This window comes from Aquabacterium sp. (assembly GCF_036279675.1).
Classification (GTDB): domain Bacteria; phylum Pseudomonadota; class Gammaproteobacteria; order Burkholderiales; family Burkholderiaceae_C; genus Aquabacterium.
Genome location: NZ_DASUIS010000086.1, coordinates 1 through 18,112, shown reverse-complemented (window position 1 = coordinate 18,112; position 18,112 = coordinate 1). Strand labels below are relative to the sequence as shown.

Here is an 18,112-nt window from a genome sequence, read left to right as displayed (position 1 = left end):
GACCTGATGTTGACTTAGTATGAAATGACAGAGGCAGCTTATCAAAATCGGGGTGCACGCTGGCCTTGGCGTGCACCCTTCCAACAGGGGGTCAGGCCCAGCTGCTGGCGATCACCTTGGTGATGGTGGCGGACGTATTGGCTGGCAGGGTTGTCTGGCCCTGTGCGGGCGGCGCAAAGCTGGCCATCGCGTTGACCAGGCCTTGCACCTTGCTGGCGCTCAGACTCTTGCCATCAGCCGCCGTGATCTTCTCGACGTAGTTGGACGAACCCAGGTACCAATCCTGGATGGTGACGCGATCCTGCGTGCCGATCACGCTGACATCCAGGTTGTTGCCACTGCGGCTGAACCACAATTGATTGGACTTCGCACCGCTGATCTTGAGCAGGTCACTGTTGAACCAGGTGCTGTCCTTGTCCACGATGGTGTCATGCCCGTCACCAGCGCCGAACAGGTAGGTGTCGTTGCCCTTGCCGCCGTTGAGCAGATCGTCACCCTTGCCGCCCGCCAGCGTATCGTTGCCGGCCAGGCCGCTGAGCGTGTCATTGCCGCCCTTGCCGTTGAGGGTGTCCTTGCCGCTGGTGCCCGTCAGGGTCAGGGGCATCAGGCTGGTGGCCGTATCGAGCAGCATCTGCGCACTGATCAACGCCGATCCCAACTGCAAGTCCAGGCCCGGTGCATCGCGCAGGTTGTCGACGGTCACACTGCCGTTATAGCCCTTCACCCGGAACGTCACCTGATCGGGTTTGGCGGAACTCAAGGGGCTCACGATCAGATCGGACTGGGTCAGTGTGGCCTGCGTGAACACGATGGTATCGAGGTTGTCGGCATGGATCACGTCGTTGCCGATGTTGGCGTCGTCGTAGCGATAGGTGTCCACCCCGTCGTCGCCATGCAGGTAGTCATTGCCTGCCCCACCAATCAAGGTATCGGCGCCCTTTCCTCCGGCCAGGCTGTCATTGCCCGCCATGCCATTGAGCGAGTCAGCCCCGTTGAGTCCATTGAGCATGTCGGCGCCACTGGTGCCCACCAGGTTCTGTTGCGTGTAACTGGACGCCACGGCAAGCAGATCTGCACCGCTCATGTTGACCGTACCCAGCTTCAGCGTCAGGCCCTGAGCCGCACCGAGGTTGTCGATCAGGACACTGCCATCAAAACCCGACACGCCGAACGTCAGTTGATCAGGCTTGGCTGGATCAAATGCCAGCACCGTCAAGTCGTCCTGGGTCAACCAGCCTGGAGCGAAGGCGATGGTGTCGCTGCCGTCAGCGTGGATCACATCATGGCCGATGATGTTGTCGCTCACGATGTCGTAGAAGTAGGTGTCGGCGCCCGCGTCACCGCGCAGGAAGTCGTCACCAGCATCACCGATCAGCACATCATTGCCATCGCCCCCAGCCAGCGTGTCGTTGCCGGCTCCGCCGTGCAGCGTGTCTGCGCCGCGATGGCCGTTGAGCACATCAGCGCCATTGCTGCCGTACAGCGACAGAGGCAACAGACTGGTGGCCATGTCGAGCAGGTTGGCACCGCTCACGGCCACACCACCGAGCTGCAACGTGAGGCCCTGTGCATCACGCAGGTTGTCGATGGTGACGCTACCGTTGTAGCCATTGACACCGAAGGTGACCTGATTGGGCCGCGTCGTATCGAGCATGGCCACATTCAAATCCGATGTGCCCAGCGCGGCACCAGCGAACACGATGGTGTCGTTGCTGTCGGCGTGGATCACGTCCTGACCTATCGCTGCGGCGTCGTAGCGATAGGTGTCGGCGCCAGCTTCGCCAGCAAGCACGTCATCACCTTCTCCGCCGATGAGCACGTCGTTGCCATCTCGACCCGAGATCGTGTCATTGCCTGCCTGCCCACTGAGAATGTCGCCACCGTTGCGGCCATTGATCACGTCACCGTCGGCGGTGCCAACGATGTTGAGCGGGGTCGTGTTGGAGGGCGACTCCAGCCACTCGGCGAGGGTCAGGCTCTTCGTGCCCAGGTCCAGCACCATGTTTGACGCGGCCGCGTAGTTGTCTACCGTGATGCTGCCTTCATAGCCCTTGAGGCTGAAGCTGAGTTGATCGGGATGCGCCGCATCCGGAGGCAGGAAGGTGATGTCGTCACGGGTCAGCGAGGCGCCGGTGAACACGATGCGATCCAGGCCATCGCCATGGATGGTGTCATTGCCGATGAAGCGATCGTTGTAGCGATAGCTGTCAGCGCCGGCGTCACCACGCAGTTGGTCATGGCCACGGCCGCCGATGAGGATGTCGTTGCCGTCACCACCGATGATGGTGTCGTCGCCGGCCTGGCCGCTGAGGGTGTCTTTGCCCGAGCGCCCCTGGATCAGATCGGCGCCATCAGTACCTGTCTGGCTGAAGGCCGTGCGCTCCAGGGCCAATTGGCGCAACTCGACACCAGTGAGGGTGTCATGGCCAATCTGCACGGAGCCAACCGTGTTGAACACCGAGACGCTGCCCGAAAACCCCTTGACGCCAAATTTCACCTGTGGCACATAGCCGTCGCCCTGGTCAACGGGTGCCAGGACAAGATCATCCCTGCTCAAGGCATTGCCAGCAAACACGATGGTATCGGCTGCGTCGGCCTGGATGGTGTCATCGCCAATCAGCGTGTCGTTGTAGAGGTAGGTGTCGGCACCCGCGCCACCGGTCAGGGCGTCGTTGCCAGCACCACCAATGAGGGTGTCGGCACCCTTTTTCCCATCAAGCGTATCGTTGCCCGCAGTCCCGGTCAGCAAATAGGCGGCATTCGCTTGGGCCTGAACCCACAGACTCGAACCTTGATAGTACCGGCCATTGAGATAAATGCTCGGCTCGCTGATTGAGGACGGCCTCACCACCGTGATGCTACCGGCCACACCAGCGATACGCATCGTCACCTGATCAGGTTTGGCCGCATCCAGCGGATCCACACTGATGCTGTCGACAATCAACCCATCGCCCTTGATCTGGATGACCGCATCGGCGCCCGCCTTGATGGTGTCGTTGCCGATGTCAGTTCCCTCGTACAGGAACAGATCTGCGCCGCCCTGCCCATCCATCAGATCATCGCCAGCGCCGCCGATGAACACATCCTGACCAGTGCTGCCTGTGAGCGTGTCATTCCCTCCCTGGCCATCCAGCGTATCAAAACCCAGGGTAGCGGTCAGCGCGTCCCCCACCCCTGTACCCACATGGGTTCGCGAATCAGTGGATTGCACCAGTCCCAACAGCGCGGCCTTGTTGAGTGGGCCGCTTGCTGCAATGACCGCCACGTCGTTGGCATCTGCGATGTTGTCAATGGTGATGCTGCCGATCGCGCCCTTGACCTGAATGGTCACGCCCTTGGGATGATCCGGGCCTGCGGCAGTCACCAACACGTCGGAAGCAAGCTTGCTCGTGCCCGGCAACCAGATCCGAGCGCCATCGGTATCGCTGACCACATCTCGCCCGATGAAGCGGGTATAGGAGGCGTACTCATAGCTGTCGAGCCCCGCCCCGCCGATCATGAGGTCGTCACCCTCCGCGCCAAGCAATTTATCCGAGCCGGCACCGCCCACCAGCGTGTCGCTGCCCTCTCCGCCGTCCAGCGTATCGTTGCCGATTCCCCCGATCAGGGAATCATTGCCTGCCCAGCCACTCAAGCTGTCATTGCCACCCAGGCCGTCGATGACATCGCTTGTACCGTTCAAGCCGTCAACGGTGTCATCGCCGGAGGTTGTCACGCCCGAACTGATGACACGGATGTCGGCCTGGTCCAGCTTGCTGCCGTCCGCAAACTCGATACGCGATGGCAATGCGCCTTTGATCTGATCCAAGCCCCCGCTGGCGTTGACACCCATGGAGACACCAGACGCACTGAATTGCAGGTCGCTGCGGCTGATGCCATCCCCGAGGCGCAAAACAAACGGGCTGACGCCATCGACGGTATCACTGCCATCGCCTCGCTGGAAAACGATCACATTTGCCGGACCATCGTAGTAGCCAATCAAACTGATGGTGTCGTTCCCCGCACCACCAATCAAGACGCTCCCGCCCTCAGGTGCGGCCTTCAGGACATCATGGCCGCCCCCGCCGACCAAGGTGTCACCGGCCTGGCTGGCGCTCAGGGAGATCCCCCCTGGGATGACATGTTGTTGCACACCAATCTGTTGCGCATCCCACACCGTGCCATCTGCGAACTCGATGCGGTCCGGCAATGGGCCCCACAGCGAATCGACCGTGCCGCGGATGGCCACACCATTGTTCAACGCGATATCTGCGGGCTGGATACCCACCCCCAGCCGCAAGGTGTAACCACCGTCGCGCGCCACAACGGTGTCGCGTCCATCCCCCAGATTGAACAGCACCACATCACGGCCATGCGGTGCGGTGCTGTCGCTGACGATGATCTGATCATCCCCACGCCCCCCCGCCAGGATGTCGTCATTCACGGTGCCCCTGACGGTATCGTCAAAGAACGTGCCCGTGGTGGGCGCAGCCTCCGCAGCCATGCGCGCTGCCAGATCCAGGCCTGTCAAAGCAGAGCCATCCGCCAAGCGGATCACCACCTGGTCGCTCTTGAGGAAGTCATTGGTGTAGATGAGGCCACTGCTCCAGCCGCCTGGCGAAAACGCCGCTCGGGTGTCATAGACCAGTGTGGTTTCGCCCGTCTCGTTGAAGCGGATCAACACGCCACGCTGGTCATTCAGATGGCCGCCCATCACGCCGATCTGCGTCATGTCGTGGTGGTACATGCTGAAGCTCACGTCGCTGGTTGTGAGCTGGATCACATCCGAATGAAGGCCAGCCGCGTCATTCTGAAAGGCCGCGATCGTACCGATGCCTCGCCCCGGCCCGATCAGAAAGACATCATTGCCTGTCGTACCGTACTCAATGGTTGAACCTATTGCGACAGGCGCAACTGGGAAATACTGCGTGGTCAGATCCGCAAAACGCCAGGCGCTGCCATCGGCAAAGCTGATGCTGCCGGTGGATGTGGCCATATTGGCCCAGTTGGCGGCAAAGCCGGACAACACCAGGGTGTTGGTCGAGCCGGGGCCCTGCTGCACGATCAGATCGACGCCATTGGTCGACACGCGCAAGTCGGCCTTTGTCAGACCTGCGCCCAAGACGATGCGGTCGGTCAGCCAGTTGCCGCTCACGATGTCTCGACCGAAGCCGCCGTCGATCCGGTATTCGTTGACACCCGCACCACCCACGATGATCTCGTCGCCAGACGAGCCCACCACGGTGTCATCGCCATCGAAAGTCCGAATGGTGTGGTCGCGGCCATCGCCAATGATCAGATCCGCCGCATTGGAGCCATAAACATCCACGCCACTGGCGCTGCTGCTCTGCGTCAGCTGGGCAATGATGTCCGATTGCCCCCAGACCGTGCCATCAGCGAACTCGATGCGCAACAAGCCGGTGGGCTGGAGCGGCAGCGCAAAGCCTCGGCCGACCAGATCAGGATCGATGTTGTAGTCGAGAGGCTGAGGGGTGCTCCCCATCGAGAAGGCCTGCATCACAGACTGATCGATGGCCTCGCCGCCATTTTTGAGCCGCAAGGACCACGACCACTTCAGCCAGGACTCCCCGGTGCTCTTGGGGGCCACCTCCTGCGTATCCGACACCAGCACGATGTCATCGGGCGAGATACCTGCTGCCACCTGGATGACAAAGGATTGCCCGCTGGACAAAACGGAGTTGAGATCTTGACGACCTGTGCCTGGGCCAAAGGCGAGCACGGTCACATCGCTGGCTGTTGCCATGGTGATTCCTCCTGAGATTGACTTTTATTTCGTTGAGGCTGAAAGCCTGATCACGAACTTAGCCGCAGGAGAGGTGTTCAAGACCCCAGGTTTCCCCCAAACATCACCCATTCGGGTGTTACCAGATATGTCTGGTGTGCAACGCCGGCTCAGCGACGCGCCAGACCCTCAAAGGTGGTCGACAGCACCCACTCGATGATCTGTTCGGGAGCATGCCCCCCCGCCTTGAGTACCCCCAGCACAGGATCACAGGCGCGGGCAAACAGGGTGTAGAGCACCACTTCGGCCGGCACGGAGGTGGTCAGCAAGCCTGCAGCCTGGGCCTCGCTGATCCAGCCGCCCAGGCGCTCGCTGACCGTGATCAGCTGTGTCATGTAGGCCATGTCGGCCATCAGGGAGGCGCGCAGGCTGGAGTTCTGGGATGGCAGGGAAGGCATCTCGCCAGCCAGTTGCACCTCCATCGTCCAGCGCACCACGGCCTTGATGCGGCTCAGGGCGTCGGAATGATCTGCCTGGGAAATCAGGTCAAGCTGGGCCATCGATCGCGTCAGCAGGCGTTTCATGGCCGCGCCGGCCAGGGCCTCTTTCGAATCGAAGTGCTTGTACAGGCTGGCCTTGGCGATACCCACTTCGGCCGCCACGGCATCGACCGTCATGAGGTCAAAGCCTTTTTCGGCCAGCAAGCGGTTGACGGCGTCAATGATCGCGTCTTCACGCGCCTGGAGCACCTGCTGCTTGAAGGGTAGTCTGGCCATGGGCTCGATTGTAGGAGCTAGACCTTGCGAGGCCCGGGCACGCCCCGGTCGACCACAAATCGAGCCTGGGTTCGCAACCGGGCGTCCGGGCGAACCGGGTGGGGTGTGCTGCGGAATTCACAGGTCAACTGCCGAGGTGAGACATCCAGCAGGGCATAACCCCGCTCGTCACCACGCACATGCAGCAGATCGGGGTTGCTGCTCTTGAGCAAGCCGGAGAGGAACTCGCTCAAGCCTTTGCTGGAGACCGACGAGGTCACGAACTCGCTGGCCACGATGGGCGAGCTCAAATCCAGCGGGTTGAGCCGCAAATTGGCGGCGGCATGACGGTGCACATCGCCACTGAGGCAGACCACATCCGGCACGCGGGGCTGGGCAATCGCGGCCATGAGACGCTCGCGTGCCGCCGGGTAGGCGTCCCAGCCGTCGGCATACAACAAGGGCCCCCATGGCGTCTTGACACCACCTGGCGCGATCTGGGTGGGCTGTGCCACGATCTTCCAGGCCCGCTCGCTGGAGGCCAGTCCCTCGGCCAGCCAGTACTCCTGTTGCGTCCCCAGCATCGTGCGATCCGGATCTTCAGCGGTCTTGCAACGCCACAAGGCCTTGCCGCCATCCGGCGCATGGATGCCCGAGCACACATGCGGATCGCGGAACTGACGGCCATCCACCGTCCAGATGTCGGCCAGTTGTCCCCACTCGAAATGATCATGCATGCGCATGAAGGCCCCGACCGGGGCGCGTGCAGGCGAGACCGGCAGATGTTCGAAATAGGCCTGGTAGGCGGCGGTACGCAACTTCAGGAAAGCCTGCGGGTCAGGCAGATCCGGATCAGTCAGCCCGGCATAGTCGTTGGCCACCTCGTGGTCATCCCAGACCAGCAGCCAGGGGTGGGCTGCGTGGCAGGCCCGCAGATCGGGATCGAGCTTGTAGCTGGCGTGGTGCGCCCGGTAATCCCCCAGCGTGTAATGGGACTCTTCACCCGGGAAGACGTGGGGATGCTGACGAACCTTCTGGTAGGACGCGGTCTCGGTCTCGTAGATATAGTCACCCAGGAAGATGACGAGGTCCACATCGGCGGCCGCGATCTCGCGGTGCACGGTGAAATAGCCGATCTCGTAGTGCTGGCATGATGCCACCGCGATACGCAAGCGCTCCACCCGCTCGGCGGGGTCCGGCGCCGTGCGGGTACGCCCCACCGGGCTGAGCTGCCCTCCGGCGCGGAACCGATAGAAGTACGTGCGCCCGGGCAGCAACCCCGCCACGTCCACATGGACGCTGTGGGCTGTGGCCGGATCTGCCACCGTGGCACCGTAGCGAACAACGTTGTCGAAACGCTCGTCGAGCGCGACCTCCCACAACACGGGCACCGCACGGGCGGGCATGCCGCCATCGGGCGTCAGGGGCCTGGGCGCCAGACGTGTCCAGAGCACCACAGAATTGGGACGGGGCTCGCCACTGGCCACACCCAGGGTGAACACCTCGCCTGACTCGGCCCAACTGCCGGCATCGGCCGCTTGCGCGCGCGCCGAGGACGCGAACACCTGCTGCCAGGCAAGGGCAGCAGCGGTCTGGCAAAGACGGGTGAACAGTTCTCGGCGTTGCATGAAGGCGCCGATTATGCGTTGCAACAAAGTCCAAAACGCCACAGGCGAGCAACGGAAGGGCACAATGGGTTTGCCGTTTTGACGACCTCAAGGGAGTACCCTCATGCCAACGCGTCCGCCCAGCCCGGATCCGACCGGTGCCACGCAAGCCGATCAAGGCAGCAATCCTTTTGCCTCCATGGGTGCAGGTCTGGGCGCTGGCCTGGGCTTTTTCCAGGACTGGCTCAAGGCCGCAGGCAGTGCCCTGCCCAACATGCCCGGCGCAGCCAGCGCGGGCAGTTCCGGCATGCCGGCCTGGAGCATGCCGACCCTCGACCCGGAAGAGCTGGAAAAGCGCATCCAGGATCTGAAGACCGTGCAGTTCTGGCTGGAACAGAACGCCCGCATGATCGCCATGACCATCCAGGGCCTGGAGGTGCAGCGCATGACGCTGTCGACGCTCAAGGGCATGAACGTGTCCATGGACGCCTTGCGTGAGTCGCTCAAGGTTCGACCAGATGCGACGCCCCCCAGCCCGCCGCCGCCAGCTGCAGCCCCTGCACCAGCAGCCGCTCGCAGAGACGAATCGGCAGGGGGCTCTGACGATGCACCCTCAGGCAAGCCGGGCGCCGCATCCGGCGAGGGCTCGCCCGAAGGCGCCGACCTCATCAACCCCATGCGCTGGTGGGACACCCTGACGCAACAGTTCACCCATCTGGCCTCGCAGGCAGCCCAGACCGTGGGGGACTCGGTCGGCGAATCGATGGACATGATCAAGCAGGCCCAGGCCACGGCGGCGGAGTTCACGGCACCGGCATCGAGCAAGAAAGCCAAGGCGGCCACCGGCACCCGATCTGGTGCGGCCACCAAGCGGGCAACCGGCAAGACCGCTCGCAAGACGGCCCGCAGCACCACACCCAAACCCTGAGCCGCCCGCTCTCCCCTTCGCTGAAAGGCCTCGAGTGACCACTGCGCCGTTGCGCTTCCTGCACGCTCATGCCACCCACCCCCAACCGGAGCTGGCGCTGGAGCTGGTGTGGGCGCAACTGGCGTCGCAGGGGGCCTCGTCCATGAACGCCACGCTGGGCTGGTGTTACCTCACGGAAGAGCTGGCTGAAGGGGCGTCCACCATCCTGGCGGGCCTGCGCGAACGACTGCCTCATGTCGCCTGGGTTGGTGGCGTGGGGTCGGGCATCCTGGCCACGGGCGTCGAATACATCGATGAGCCGGCTCTGGCCGTGATGCTGTGCAACCTGCCAGGCAGCGACTTCCGGGTGTTCCATGGGCGCCAGCCACTGGCGGCCATCCACCCCTTGCACGGCCATCAGGGCCAAGTCTGGCGCGCCCACACGGCACTGGTCCACGCGGACGGCCACTCCCCGGATCTGCCCGAGCTGATTCAGGAGCTGGCCGAGCGCACGGAAACAGGTTTCCTGTTTGGGGGCGTGAGTGCTGGCCAATCCCAAAGCCTGCATCTGGCCGTAGACCCACACGCGCACTCAAGCTCACCGGATGCCGAGGACGCCCCACCCGGCGGCGTCTGGCAAGGCGGGGTCTCCGGCGTGGCGTTCTCCGACCAGGTCCGGCTCGTGACACGGGTGACGCAAGGCTGCGAGCCCATCGGCCCGCAGCGACAGGTCACCGCCGCCCACCGCAACGTCATCTACGAGCTCGACGGTCTGCCGGCGCTGAATTGCCTGCTCAAGGACCTGGGCGTGCCCGTGACGGTCAGCGAATCCGACTGGCAGCGCGATGCCTTGCCCAAAGTGCGCGCCACCCTGGTGGGCTTGAGCGACGAGGGCAGCAACCTGCTCAGCCATGGCCAGCACTTTGCGGCCGACACCCGCGTGCGCCACCTCGTGGGCATCGACCCCAGCCGGTATGGCGTGGCCATCAGCGATCTGGTGGCCTCGGGCATGCAACTGGCGTTCTGCCAGCGGCATGTGGCGGCCGCGCGCAAGGACCTGGTGCGCATCTGCGCCGAGATCCGGGAGGAGTTCGACCCGAGCGAACGCCCTGGCAGTGCACCCGTCGGCGCGATCTATGTGAGCTGTGCGGGGCGGGGAGGCCCCCACTTTGGCGCTCCTCACGCCGAGATGGAGATCATCGCTCACGCCTTGGGCGACATCCCCCTGGTGGGCTTCTTCGCCAGCGGCGAGATTGCGCGCCACCACCTGTACGGCTATACCGGCGTGCTCACGGTATTCGGCGGCTGAATCCGACACGGCGCCCCCCATCGGTGTGTCCCCCTTGCGGTTGCACCACCCGAGGGGATTTTCACGGGGTGAACAGGCTCGCACACTGGCGGCCGTTGTCTGTAGCAGGACGTCAGCAGGAGTCCACCATGATTGCTCGCCCCGTCAATCGCCCCCGTCCCATTCCGTTCGCAGCCCCCGCCCCTGGCGCGCACGCACCTCGGCCGGTCAGTTGGGCCGCCTCGTCCGGCCCCGCCCCTCAGGCACTGGCCAGCGCCCCACGTCCACAACTCGCGATGGCGCATCCGGCCGCCGCCAACGAAACCGTGCGCCAGAAGCCGCTGGCCCCGCCCAGCGTGCCTGCGCCAGCGCGGCGTCAGGCTCCCGCAGGGGCCGCCCCCGGCAGGACGAGCGGCGCCCCCAAGGCCACACCCGAACTGTCTGCGCGCTATGTCGGGCATGGTGCCTTGAGCGTGCGCTCCTCGGTAACTGGGCGCCACTACCGCTTTCAAGGGCATGGCGACTGCCAGAAGATCGACAAGCACGACATGCTGATGCTCAAGCGCATCCCTGACCTGATCGTCAGCTGAACGAACACTGCGGCGGCACCCGGGAAAGGTGCTGATGGGTATAAAGTGACGCAGATGGACACCACGGTCACTCCAACACCCGCCACCGCCACGCCCGAGGCTGATCGCCTGGCGCGCCAGCAACGCCAGCAGGCCGTTGTCAAGGCCCTGTCGGGCGTGCTGCCCGAACGCAGCATCCTCTGGCGCGACGAAGCCGTCACCCCCTTTGAATGTGATGGCCTGAGCGCCTACCGCCAAAGGCCCCTGGCCGTGGCCTTGCCCGAGACCCACGAACAGGTCGGTGCCGTGCTCAAGGCCTGCCACGCGCTGGGCGTGCCCGTGGTGGCACGCGGCGGTGGCACGGGCCTGTCAGGCGGTGCCTTGCCCAACGCCATGGGTGTGACCTTGTCGCTGGCCAGGCTCAACCGCATCCTGCACATCGACCCGCTGGCGCGCACGGCCGTCGTCGAATGCGGCGTTCGCAATCTGGCCATCAGCGAAGCCGCGGCGGCCCACGGCCTGTATTACGCGCCCGACCCGAGCAGCCAGATCGCCTGCACCATCGGCGGCAATGTGGCTGAAAACGCGGGCGGCGTGCACTGCCTGAAGTACGGCCTGACCGTGCACAACGTGCTGCGCGTGCGCGGCTTCACGGTGGAAGGCGAGGTGCTGGAGCTGGGCAGCGAAGCGCTCGATGCCGCGGGCCTGGATCTGCTGGCCGCCTTCATCGGCAGCGAAGGTCTGCTGGGTGTGGCCACGGAGATCACCGTGCGCCTGCTGCCCAAACCCCAGGTGGCGCGTTGCCTGCTGGCCAGTTTCGACGATGTGGGCAAGGCAGGTGATGCCGTGGCCGCCATCATCGCGGCCGGCTTGATCCCGGCCGGGCTGGAGATGATGGACAAGCCCATGACCGCAGCGGTCGAAGACTTCGTGCATGCAGGCTATGACCTGAACGCCGAAGCCATCCTGCTGGTCGAAAGCGATGGCAGCCCTGAAGAAGTGGACGAGGAAATCGAACGCCTGCGTGCCGTGCTGGACCAGGCAGGCGCCACCCAGGTCAGCATCAGCGAAGACGAGGCCCAGCGCCTGCGCTTCTGGAGCGGCCGCAAGAACGCCTTCCCGGCCACAGGGCGCATCAGCCCTGACTACCTGTGCATGGATGCATCCATCCCGCGCAAGGCCCTCGCCACCATGCTGCAGGCCATCAACGGGATGCAGACCACCTATGGCCTGCGCTGCGTGAACGTGTTCCACGCGGGTGATGGCAACATGCACCCGCTGATCCTGTTCGATGCCAATGACCCTGATCAACTTCAGCGCGCCGAAGCCTTTGGCAACGACATCCTCCGCCAGGCCGTGCAACTGGGTGGCAGCATCACGGGCGAACACGGCGTGGGCATCGAGAAACTCGACGCCATGTGCACCCAGTTCACGGATGCCGAGCGCGAGCAGATGCTGGCCTTCAAGGCCGCCTTTGATCCCAAGGGGCAACTCAACCCGGGCAAGATGATCCCGATGCTGGCGCGTTGCGGCGAGCTTCGCCCGGGCCCCGGCCAGGGCATGGGCCAGACACCCGCACTGAAGGAAGCGCTCGCAACCTTGCCGCGCTTCTGAGCAGCACCGTCAGGCCTTACTGGCCTGAGGCGATGCGCTGTCGCGCCTGGTAGAGCATGTCCAGCGTGATGTGACGCACCTCGGCCTTGCTCTGCGCCACGTGCGCCTTGAGCAGGCGTTGCGCCTCATCAGCCCGCCTTCGCGTGATGGCACGCAGGATGCGGGCATGCTCGTCGTACGTGGCCTCCACACGCGATGGCTTGGTGAAATCGAGCCTGCGGATGATGCGAATGCGCTCGGTGATGTCCTCGTGCACACGGATCATCTCGGCATTGCCTGTGGCGCGCACCAGGGCCGAGTGGAACTCTTCGTCGAGCTTGTCTACCGTGATGAAGGCGGTCTGGCGTTCGTTGGGCTTGATCAGCCAGGTGTCGGCCAGTTCCTTGAGCGCGGGGCGCTCTTCGGCCTCGCACAGCCTGGCCACTGCATGGGTTTCCAGCAGCACACGCAGATCGTAGAGCTGGTCGAAGGTTTCAAAGTCCAGCGGCGCAACCTGCCAGCCACTCTTGGGAAACACAAGCAGGAAGCCCTCGCGTTGCAGGCGCTGCAGGGCCTGACGCAAGGGCGTGCGGCTCACCTGTACCTGGTTGGCCAGATCGCTCTCTGAAAACCGATCTCCGGGCAGCAGCGCGAAATCAAAGATCAGCTGTTTGATCTGGGCATAGACCCGTTCAGCCAATGTCACCGCAGGCAAGGAGCTTGGAGGGGAGGAGGAAACCAGTTTCATGGCGAAGCGGCGGATTGGAAGGGAACCATGCTGACGTGCGCTGACACGATACGCCAACCTTCCGGCAGGCGCACCCAGGTCTGGGTCTGAAAACCATGCAGATCGGTATCGCTGCGCTTGAACTCGCACATGGCCACGGCCATATCCGGCCCGAAAGCGGTGATGCGCACATCATGCAAGGTGCGCGTGAAATCGGGCGCGGGCACCTTGGCACGATAGGCTACCAGGGCATCGTGCCCAAGCTGCTTGTCACAGATGCCATACCGTGTCACGGCCTGATGCCGCCAGAAATACGCGTTGAGCGCCTCCACATCATTGCGCATCAAGGCGGATTCATAGTCCAGAAAGATGCGCGTGACCTCCTGCACCACCTCGTGCAGGTTGATCTGAGTAGATCCCAAGGTCATGCGGCACTCCTGCTTGCTTCTGTTTGCGCGGCTTGCGCCTTGACATGGGCCATGTAGGCTCGCCATCCGCCAAAGTGGCTGATGTCTTGCGCACCAGCGATGCCACATGGCTCGCAGATGAAGCCCTTCACCCAGCTGCCATCGGCCAGCTCCACCGACCCCAGGCCCAAGGGTGGTGGAATCATCGCCAGGAAAGAGCCGATCGCGGATTGAGGCACGGCATACACCTCCAGCTCGATGGCGTGCCCCGCCTCGGGTGGCGCATCGTCGGCCAGCCGCGCCAGGCCAGGCTTGGGTGGCACGGTGCCCGGCAAGGCATACAGCTGATAGCGAGGCGCTGTGTGCGTGCGCATCAGCAGGCGAGCCCGGCGTTCGGTGAGCTGCCAATGCAAGGGCATGCCGCTGAGGTGCGCCCCCACCACGGCCAGGGCCATCACGGGCTCAGCGCTGAGCGCCTTGCAACCAGGCAAGGCCAGCTCGGCATCAGATGCCATGGCCAGACCATGCCCCAGGCTCAAGCCATCGTCCAGGCAGCTCGCTTGCCAGCACGCGCCCAGATCCAGCAAGGCGGCATCTGAACCACCAGGGGCGATCAAGGTGATGCCGAAAGGCAGGCTGCCCTGCGTGAAGCCTGCAGGCAAGGCCAGGGCGGCCAGGCCCAAGAGGTTGACGAAGTTGGTGTAGGTGCCCAGCTGCGCATTGCGCCCGATGGGATCAGCCTCCACGCTGGCTTTGGTCGGCATGGTCGGCGCGGTGGGCACCATGAGCACGTCGATGGCATCCCAGACCGTTGCCTGTTGAGCCGCCAGCTCCTTCAGTCGGTACTGGCCTTTGAAGGCTGATACGGCATCGTGCTGGCTGGCGCCTTCAATGATGCGGCGCACGACAGGGTTCATCTCATCGGCGTTCTCAGCCATGAACGATGAGATGGCAGCGTGGCGCTCGGCCACCCAGGGGCCTTCGTACAGCAGCCGCGCGACATCGTAGAAGCCACGCATGTCGACCGGCACCAGCGTCACGGGCCAGGGCGTGCCATCGGGCTCCCGGAGGTGCGCCCATTGCGACTTGGCCTGCTCGAAGGCCTGCGCGTAGTCGGCATCACCGAAGAACTCGGGTTCAACTGGCACGCCCACACGCAAGGCATGTGGCAGCCGCGGCAACTGGGGCTTGAAGGCATTGAACGAGGCCTGACCGGCCATGGGGCCTTCCGTGACCTGCAGGATGCGCGCTGCGTCCGACGCCGTGAGCGCGAATACCGACACGCAATCCAGGCTGCGACAGGCTGGCAGGACGCCGTGCGTGGGCACCAGGCCAGGTGTGGGCTTGAGGCCCACCAGGTTGTTGAAGCCAGCAGGCACGCGCCCCGAGCCAGCGGTATCCGTGCCCAGCGCAAAGCTCACCTCACTGCGCGCCACCACCACCGCCGAGCCGGAACTGGAGCCACCGCTCACGTGGGCATCACTGAAAGTTGATGAAGGCGCACCATAAGGTGAACGCATGCCCACCAGCCCTGTGGCGAACTGATCCAGATTGGTCTTGCCGACCACGATGGCACCAGCGGCCATCAGGCGACGAACCACTTCGGCTGATGCTTCAGGCTTGTAGGCGAAGGCCGGACATGCCGCCGTGGTGGGCAAGCCCGCCACATCGATGTTGTCCTTCACGGCAAAGGGCACGCCGTACAAGGGCAGGCTCTCGGGCGACTGCCCCGCCAGCGCATCCAGCTGCTGCTGGAGGAATGCCGCATCGGCTCGTGTGATCCAGGCCGGGTCCTGCTCAAGCGGGCAGGCCTGCCACCGCGACCACAGGCGAGCCAGCACCTGCTCGGGTCGGAGGCTGCCTTCACGGTAGGCAGCCAGGAGGAGCGCCACCGTGGCGGGGATGTCTGTCGCGGGAGCGGCGTTCAGAAAGGACATGCGATCAAAGGGTAGAAGGAAAGTGAAGGGCGAATGCGGCGAGGGCTTGACACCTCAGCCAGCCAGGGCCTGAAGCAAGGCCTCGCTGGGTGCCGTCCAGCCCACGATGGCACCTTGGGCGCGGATCATCTCCAGCGTAGCTTGCTTGAACTGCGGGAAGTAGCTTTCGGTGCCGTCCTCGACCAGCAGGCAGTCATAACCGCGGTCATTGGCTTCGCGCATGCTGGTCTGCACACACACTTCGGTGGTCACCCCCATCACGATGAGGTGGGTGATCTGGCGCACCTCCAGGGCTTCGCGCAAAGGCGTGGCGTAGAAGGCGCCCTTGCCTGGCTTGTCGATGACCAGCTCGCCCTCGATGGGCGCGAGTTCGGGGATGATGGCGTGCCCCGGCTCACCGCGGATGAGGATGCGGCCCATCGGCCCCACATCGCCGATGCGCAAGGTGGGTGAGCCGCGGTTGAGTTTGGCTGGTGGGCAATCAGACAGATCGGCCTTGTGAGCCTCACGGGTGTGAACCACCCAGCCCCCCATCTCGCGCCAGGCCTGCAGGACACGCTGGCAGGTGGGCACGATGGCCTGCAGCAGGCTCACATCGTTGCCCAGAGAGGCCCCGAAACCGCCGGGCTCGACAAAATCACGTTGCATGTCGATGATGAGCAGCGCGGTATGCCGGATGTCGAACGGGTAATCGAAGGGCTGAGCGTGAACGGTCTTGATCATGCGGCCTCCTTGACGGGATGATGGTGATGCGCGCCGCCCATGAAGGCACCCAGCACGTGGCGATCGGCATCACGCGCATCACATTCGTGCACGACGCGACCTTCGCTCATGACCACGATGCGGTCAGCCAGCTTGAGCAGCTCGTCCAGATCTTCACTGACCAGCAGCACGGCCCCACCCTTGTTGCGCACCGCCATGATGCGGCTGTGGATCTCGGCCACGGCGGCAAAGTCCAGACCGAAGACCGGGTTGGACACCAGCAGCACATCGACCTGCCCATCGAACTCCCGGGCCAGCACGGCGCGCTGCACATTGCCACCGGACAGAGAACGAATGGGCGCGTTCTCACCCTGGGTCTTGACCTTGTAGCTGGCAATCAGCTCCTTGGCCTTGTCTCGCAGCAGGCCACCGCGCATCCAGCCGAAGCGGGCCACCGGGGCCTGATCGAATCGACGCAGGCCCATGTTGAGCGCCACGCTCAAATCGCCCACACAGGCATTGCGCAAAGGCTCCTCGGGCAGGCTGCGCACGTTCAGGCGCTGGTTCTGCTCGCGCCTGGCGTGGTAGCGCTCATCGGCCATCCAGACCTCGCCGGATTCACGGTCACGCTGGCCCACCAGGGCCTCCATCAGCTCACGCTGTCCATTGCCGGACACACCAGCAATGCCCACGATCTCGCCACCGCGAACGTTGAGCGACAACTCGTGCACGGCACGCTCGCCGCGGTCACCGGCCACACTGAGCTTGTCGACACGCAGGCGAATGGGTGCGGCAGGAAAGGGTTCGCGGGGCATTTCTTCGGAGGACACGGCCGCTGGTGTGGCCGCGCCAGCGCTGAGCCCCATCATCTCGGCGCCCAGCAAGGCTGGCGAGGTATCGGCCACGCGGTGGCTGCCCATGAGCTGCCCTCGGCGCAACACGCTGACGTCGTCGGCCACTTCCATGACCTCGCGGAACTTGTGCGAGATCATGATGACGCTGACCTCGCCGGCATGGGCGCGGTCACGCAGGGCGCCCAGCACCTCGTCTGCTTCCTGTGGTGTCAGGACGGAGGTGGGTTCATCGAGGATGAGCAGGCGCGGTTTGAGGAAGAGCTGCTTGAGGATCTCGAGCTTCTGCTTTTCGCCGGCCGACAGGTCCATCGGGCGGGCATCCAGATCGAGCTTGAAGGGCGTGGTGGCCATGAAGGCCTCCAGCTCCTGGCGGACCTGGCGCCAGGGCACGATGGCGGGCAGCTCGCCCTTGGCCAGCAGCAGGTTCTCGGCCACGGTCATGCCGGGCACGACGGTGAAGTGCTGGTAGACCATGCCAATGCCGAGGTGGCGCGCGACCACGGGCGAGGTGATGGCGTGTTCGCGGCCATCGATCAGGACGGCGCCGTCATCGGGCTGGTGATAGCCGACGATGGCCTTGACCAGGGTGCTCTTGCCGGCACCGTTTTCACCGAGCAGGGCGTGCACGGTGCCGGGGCGGACGTCGATGGAGACGTTGTCCAGCGCGGTGAAGCTGCCGAAGCGTTTGGTGAGCTGGTAGGTGGACAGGGCCAGGGCACCTGTTTTAGGTGGCGGCTGCAGGCTGGGGTCGAGCGGGGCGGTCATGGGTGGCTGACTCCGGTTGCGGCGTGAAGGGTGGGGTTGGTTTGGGTATGGTTGCGCGTTGGGAACGGATCAGGCAACTGGGGCGCACGGCTCCGCTCATGCCAGGGGGCAGAGCCCCTGGCGCTCGCCACGCACAAACAGTCCTCAGGACTGTTTGTGTCGGGGCTCTCTCCCCCGTCATGGGCTGTGCCCATGCCTCCCCCTTTACTTCGCTCCGCCATGCCCCCTTGCTGCCCTTTCCTCGCACCGCGCTGGAGGGAAGAGGAGAAGTGGGGGGGG

Annotated in this window: 12 protein-coding genes; 4 read left to right on the top strand and 8 right to left on the bottom strand. The window is 64.3% G+C overall.

The features are described 5' to 3' along the window. Nucleotides 1-91: 91 nt before the first annotated feature. The 3 genes from VFW93_RS10685 to VFW93_RS10675 all read right to left on the bottom strand — a co-directional run bounded on the left by VFW93_RS10685 (nt 92) and on the right by VFW93_RS10675 (nt 8,105). The gene (locus VFW93_RS10685) at nt 92-5,743 is read right to left on the bottom strand and encodes a beta strand repeat-containing protein (RefSeq protein WP_329693983.1); all 5,652 of its coding nucleotides are present in this window, start codon (nt 5,741-5,743) and stop codon (nt 92-94) included. A gap of 149 nt (nt 5,744-5,892) precedes the next feature. Beyond that, nucleotides 5,893-6,498: a helix-turn-helix domain-containing protein gene (locus tag VFW93_RS10680; protein ID WP_329693982.1), complete on the bottom strand. Its 606-nt coding sequence runs from the start codon at nt 6,496-6,498 to the stop codon at nt 5,893-5,895. A gap of 17 nt (nt 6,499-6,515) precedes the next feature. Further along, the gene (locus VFW93_RS10675) at nt 6,516-8,105 is read right to left on the bottom strand and encodes an alkaline phosphatase D family protein (RefSeq protein WP_329693981.1); all 1,590 of its coding nucleotides are present in this window, start codon (nt 8,103-8,105) and stop codon (nt 6,516-6,518) included. Between the two features lie 103 nt (nt 8,106-8,208). Here VFW93_RS10675 and VFW93_RS10670 point away from each other — a divergent pair, with 103 nt between their 5' ends. From VFW93_RS10670 to VFW93_RS10655, 4 genes are all read left to right on the top strand, one after another. Continuing rightward, the gene (locus tag VFW93_RS10670; RefSeq protein ID WP_329693980.1) at nt 8,209-9,012 is read left to right on the top strand and encodes a PhaM family polyhydroxyalkanoate granule multifunctional regulatory protein; all 804 of its coding nucleotides are present in this window, start codon (nt 8,209-8,211) and stop codon (nt 9,010-9,012) included. A 34-nt stretch (nt 9,013-9,046) separates the two neighbouring features. Next, a complete protein-coding gene (locus tag VFW93_RS10665; protein WP_329693979.1) occupies nt 9,047-10,300 on the top strand; it encodes an FIST signal transduction protein in 1,254 nt (417 codons plus the stop codon). Between the two features lie 128 nt (nt 10,301-10,428). Further along, entirely contained in the window at nt 10,429-10,869 is a 441-nt protein-coding gene (locus VFW93_RS10660) for a hypothetical protein (protein ID WP_329693978.1), read from the top strand. Nucleotides 10,870-10,923: 54 nt separating this feature from the next. Next, entirely contained in the window at nt 10,924-12,462 is a 1,539-nt protein-coding gene (locus tag VFW93_RS10655; protein WP_329693977.1) for an FAD-linked oxidase C-terminal domain-containing protein, read from the top strand. 16 nt (nt 12,463-12,478) lie between these two features. Here VFW93_RS10655 and VFW93_RS10650 read toward each other — a convergent pair whose 3' ends face one another. The 5 genes from VFW93_RS10650 to VFW93_RS10630 are packed head-to-tail and all read right to left on the bottom strand — an operon-like array spanning nt 12,479 to nt 17,833. Beyond that, nucleotides 12,479-13,189, bottom strand: a complete 711-nt coding sequence (locus tag VFW93_RS10650) for a GntR family transcriptional regulator (protein ID WP_329693976.1) — start codon at nt 13,187-13,189, stop codon at nt 12,479-12,481. Beyond that, nucleotides 13,186-13,596, bottom strand: coding sequence for an oxalurate catabolism protein HpxZ (gene hpxZ, locus VFW93_RS10645; RefSeq protein ID WP_329693975.1), 411 nt, complete (start codon nt 13,594-13,596; stop codon nt 13,186-13,188). Before hpxZ ends, VFW93_RS10650 begins: the two co-directional genes overlap by 4 nt. Beyond that, the gene (gene atzF, locus VFW93_RS10640) at nt 13,593-15,512 is read right to left on the bottom strand and encodes an allophanate hydrolase (protein ID WP_329693974.1); all 1,920 of its coding nucleotides are present in this window, start codon (nt 15,510-15,512) and stop codon (nt 13,593-13,595) included. The genes hpxZ and atzF overlap by 4 nt, the downstream gene beginning before the upstream one ends. 54 nt (nt 15,513-15,566) lie before the next feature. Beyond that, on the bottom strand, nt 15,567-16,235 hold the full coding sequence (locus VFW93_RS10635) for an isochorismatase family cysteine hydrolase (RefSeq protein WP_329693973.1): 669 nt from the start codon (nt 16,233-16,235) through the stop codon (nt 15,567-15,569). Next, on the bottom strand, nt 16,232-17,833 hold the full coding sequence (locus VFW93_RS10630) for an ABC transporter ATP-binding protein (RefSeq protein WP_329693972.1): 1,602 nt from the start codon (nt 17,831-17,833) through the stop codon (nt 16,232-16,234). Before VFW93_RS10630 ends, VFW93_RS10635 begins: the two co-directional genes overlap by 4 nt. Between the last annotated feature and the right edge of the window lie 279 nt (nt 17,834-18,112).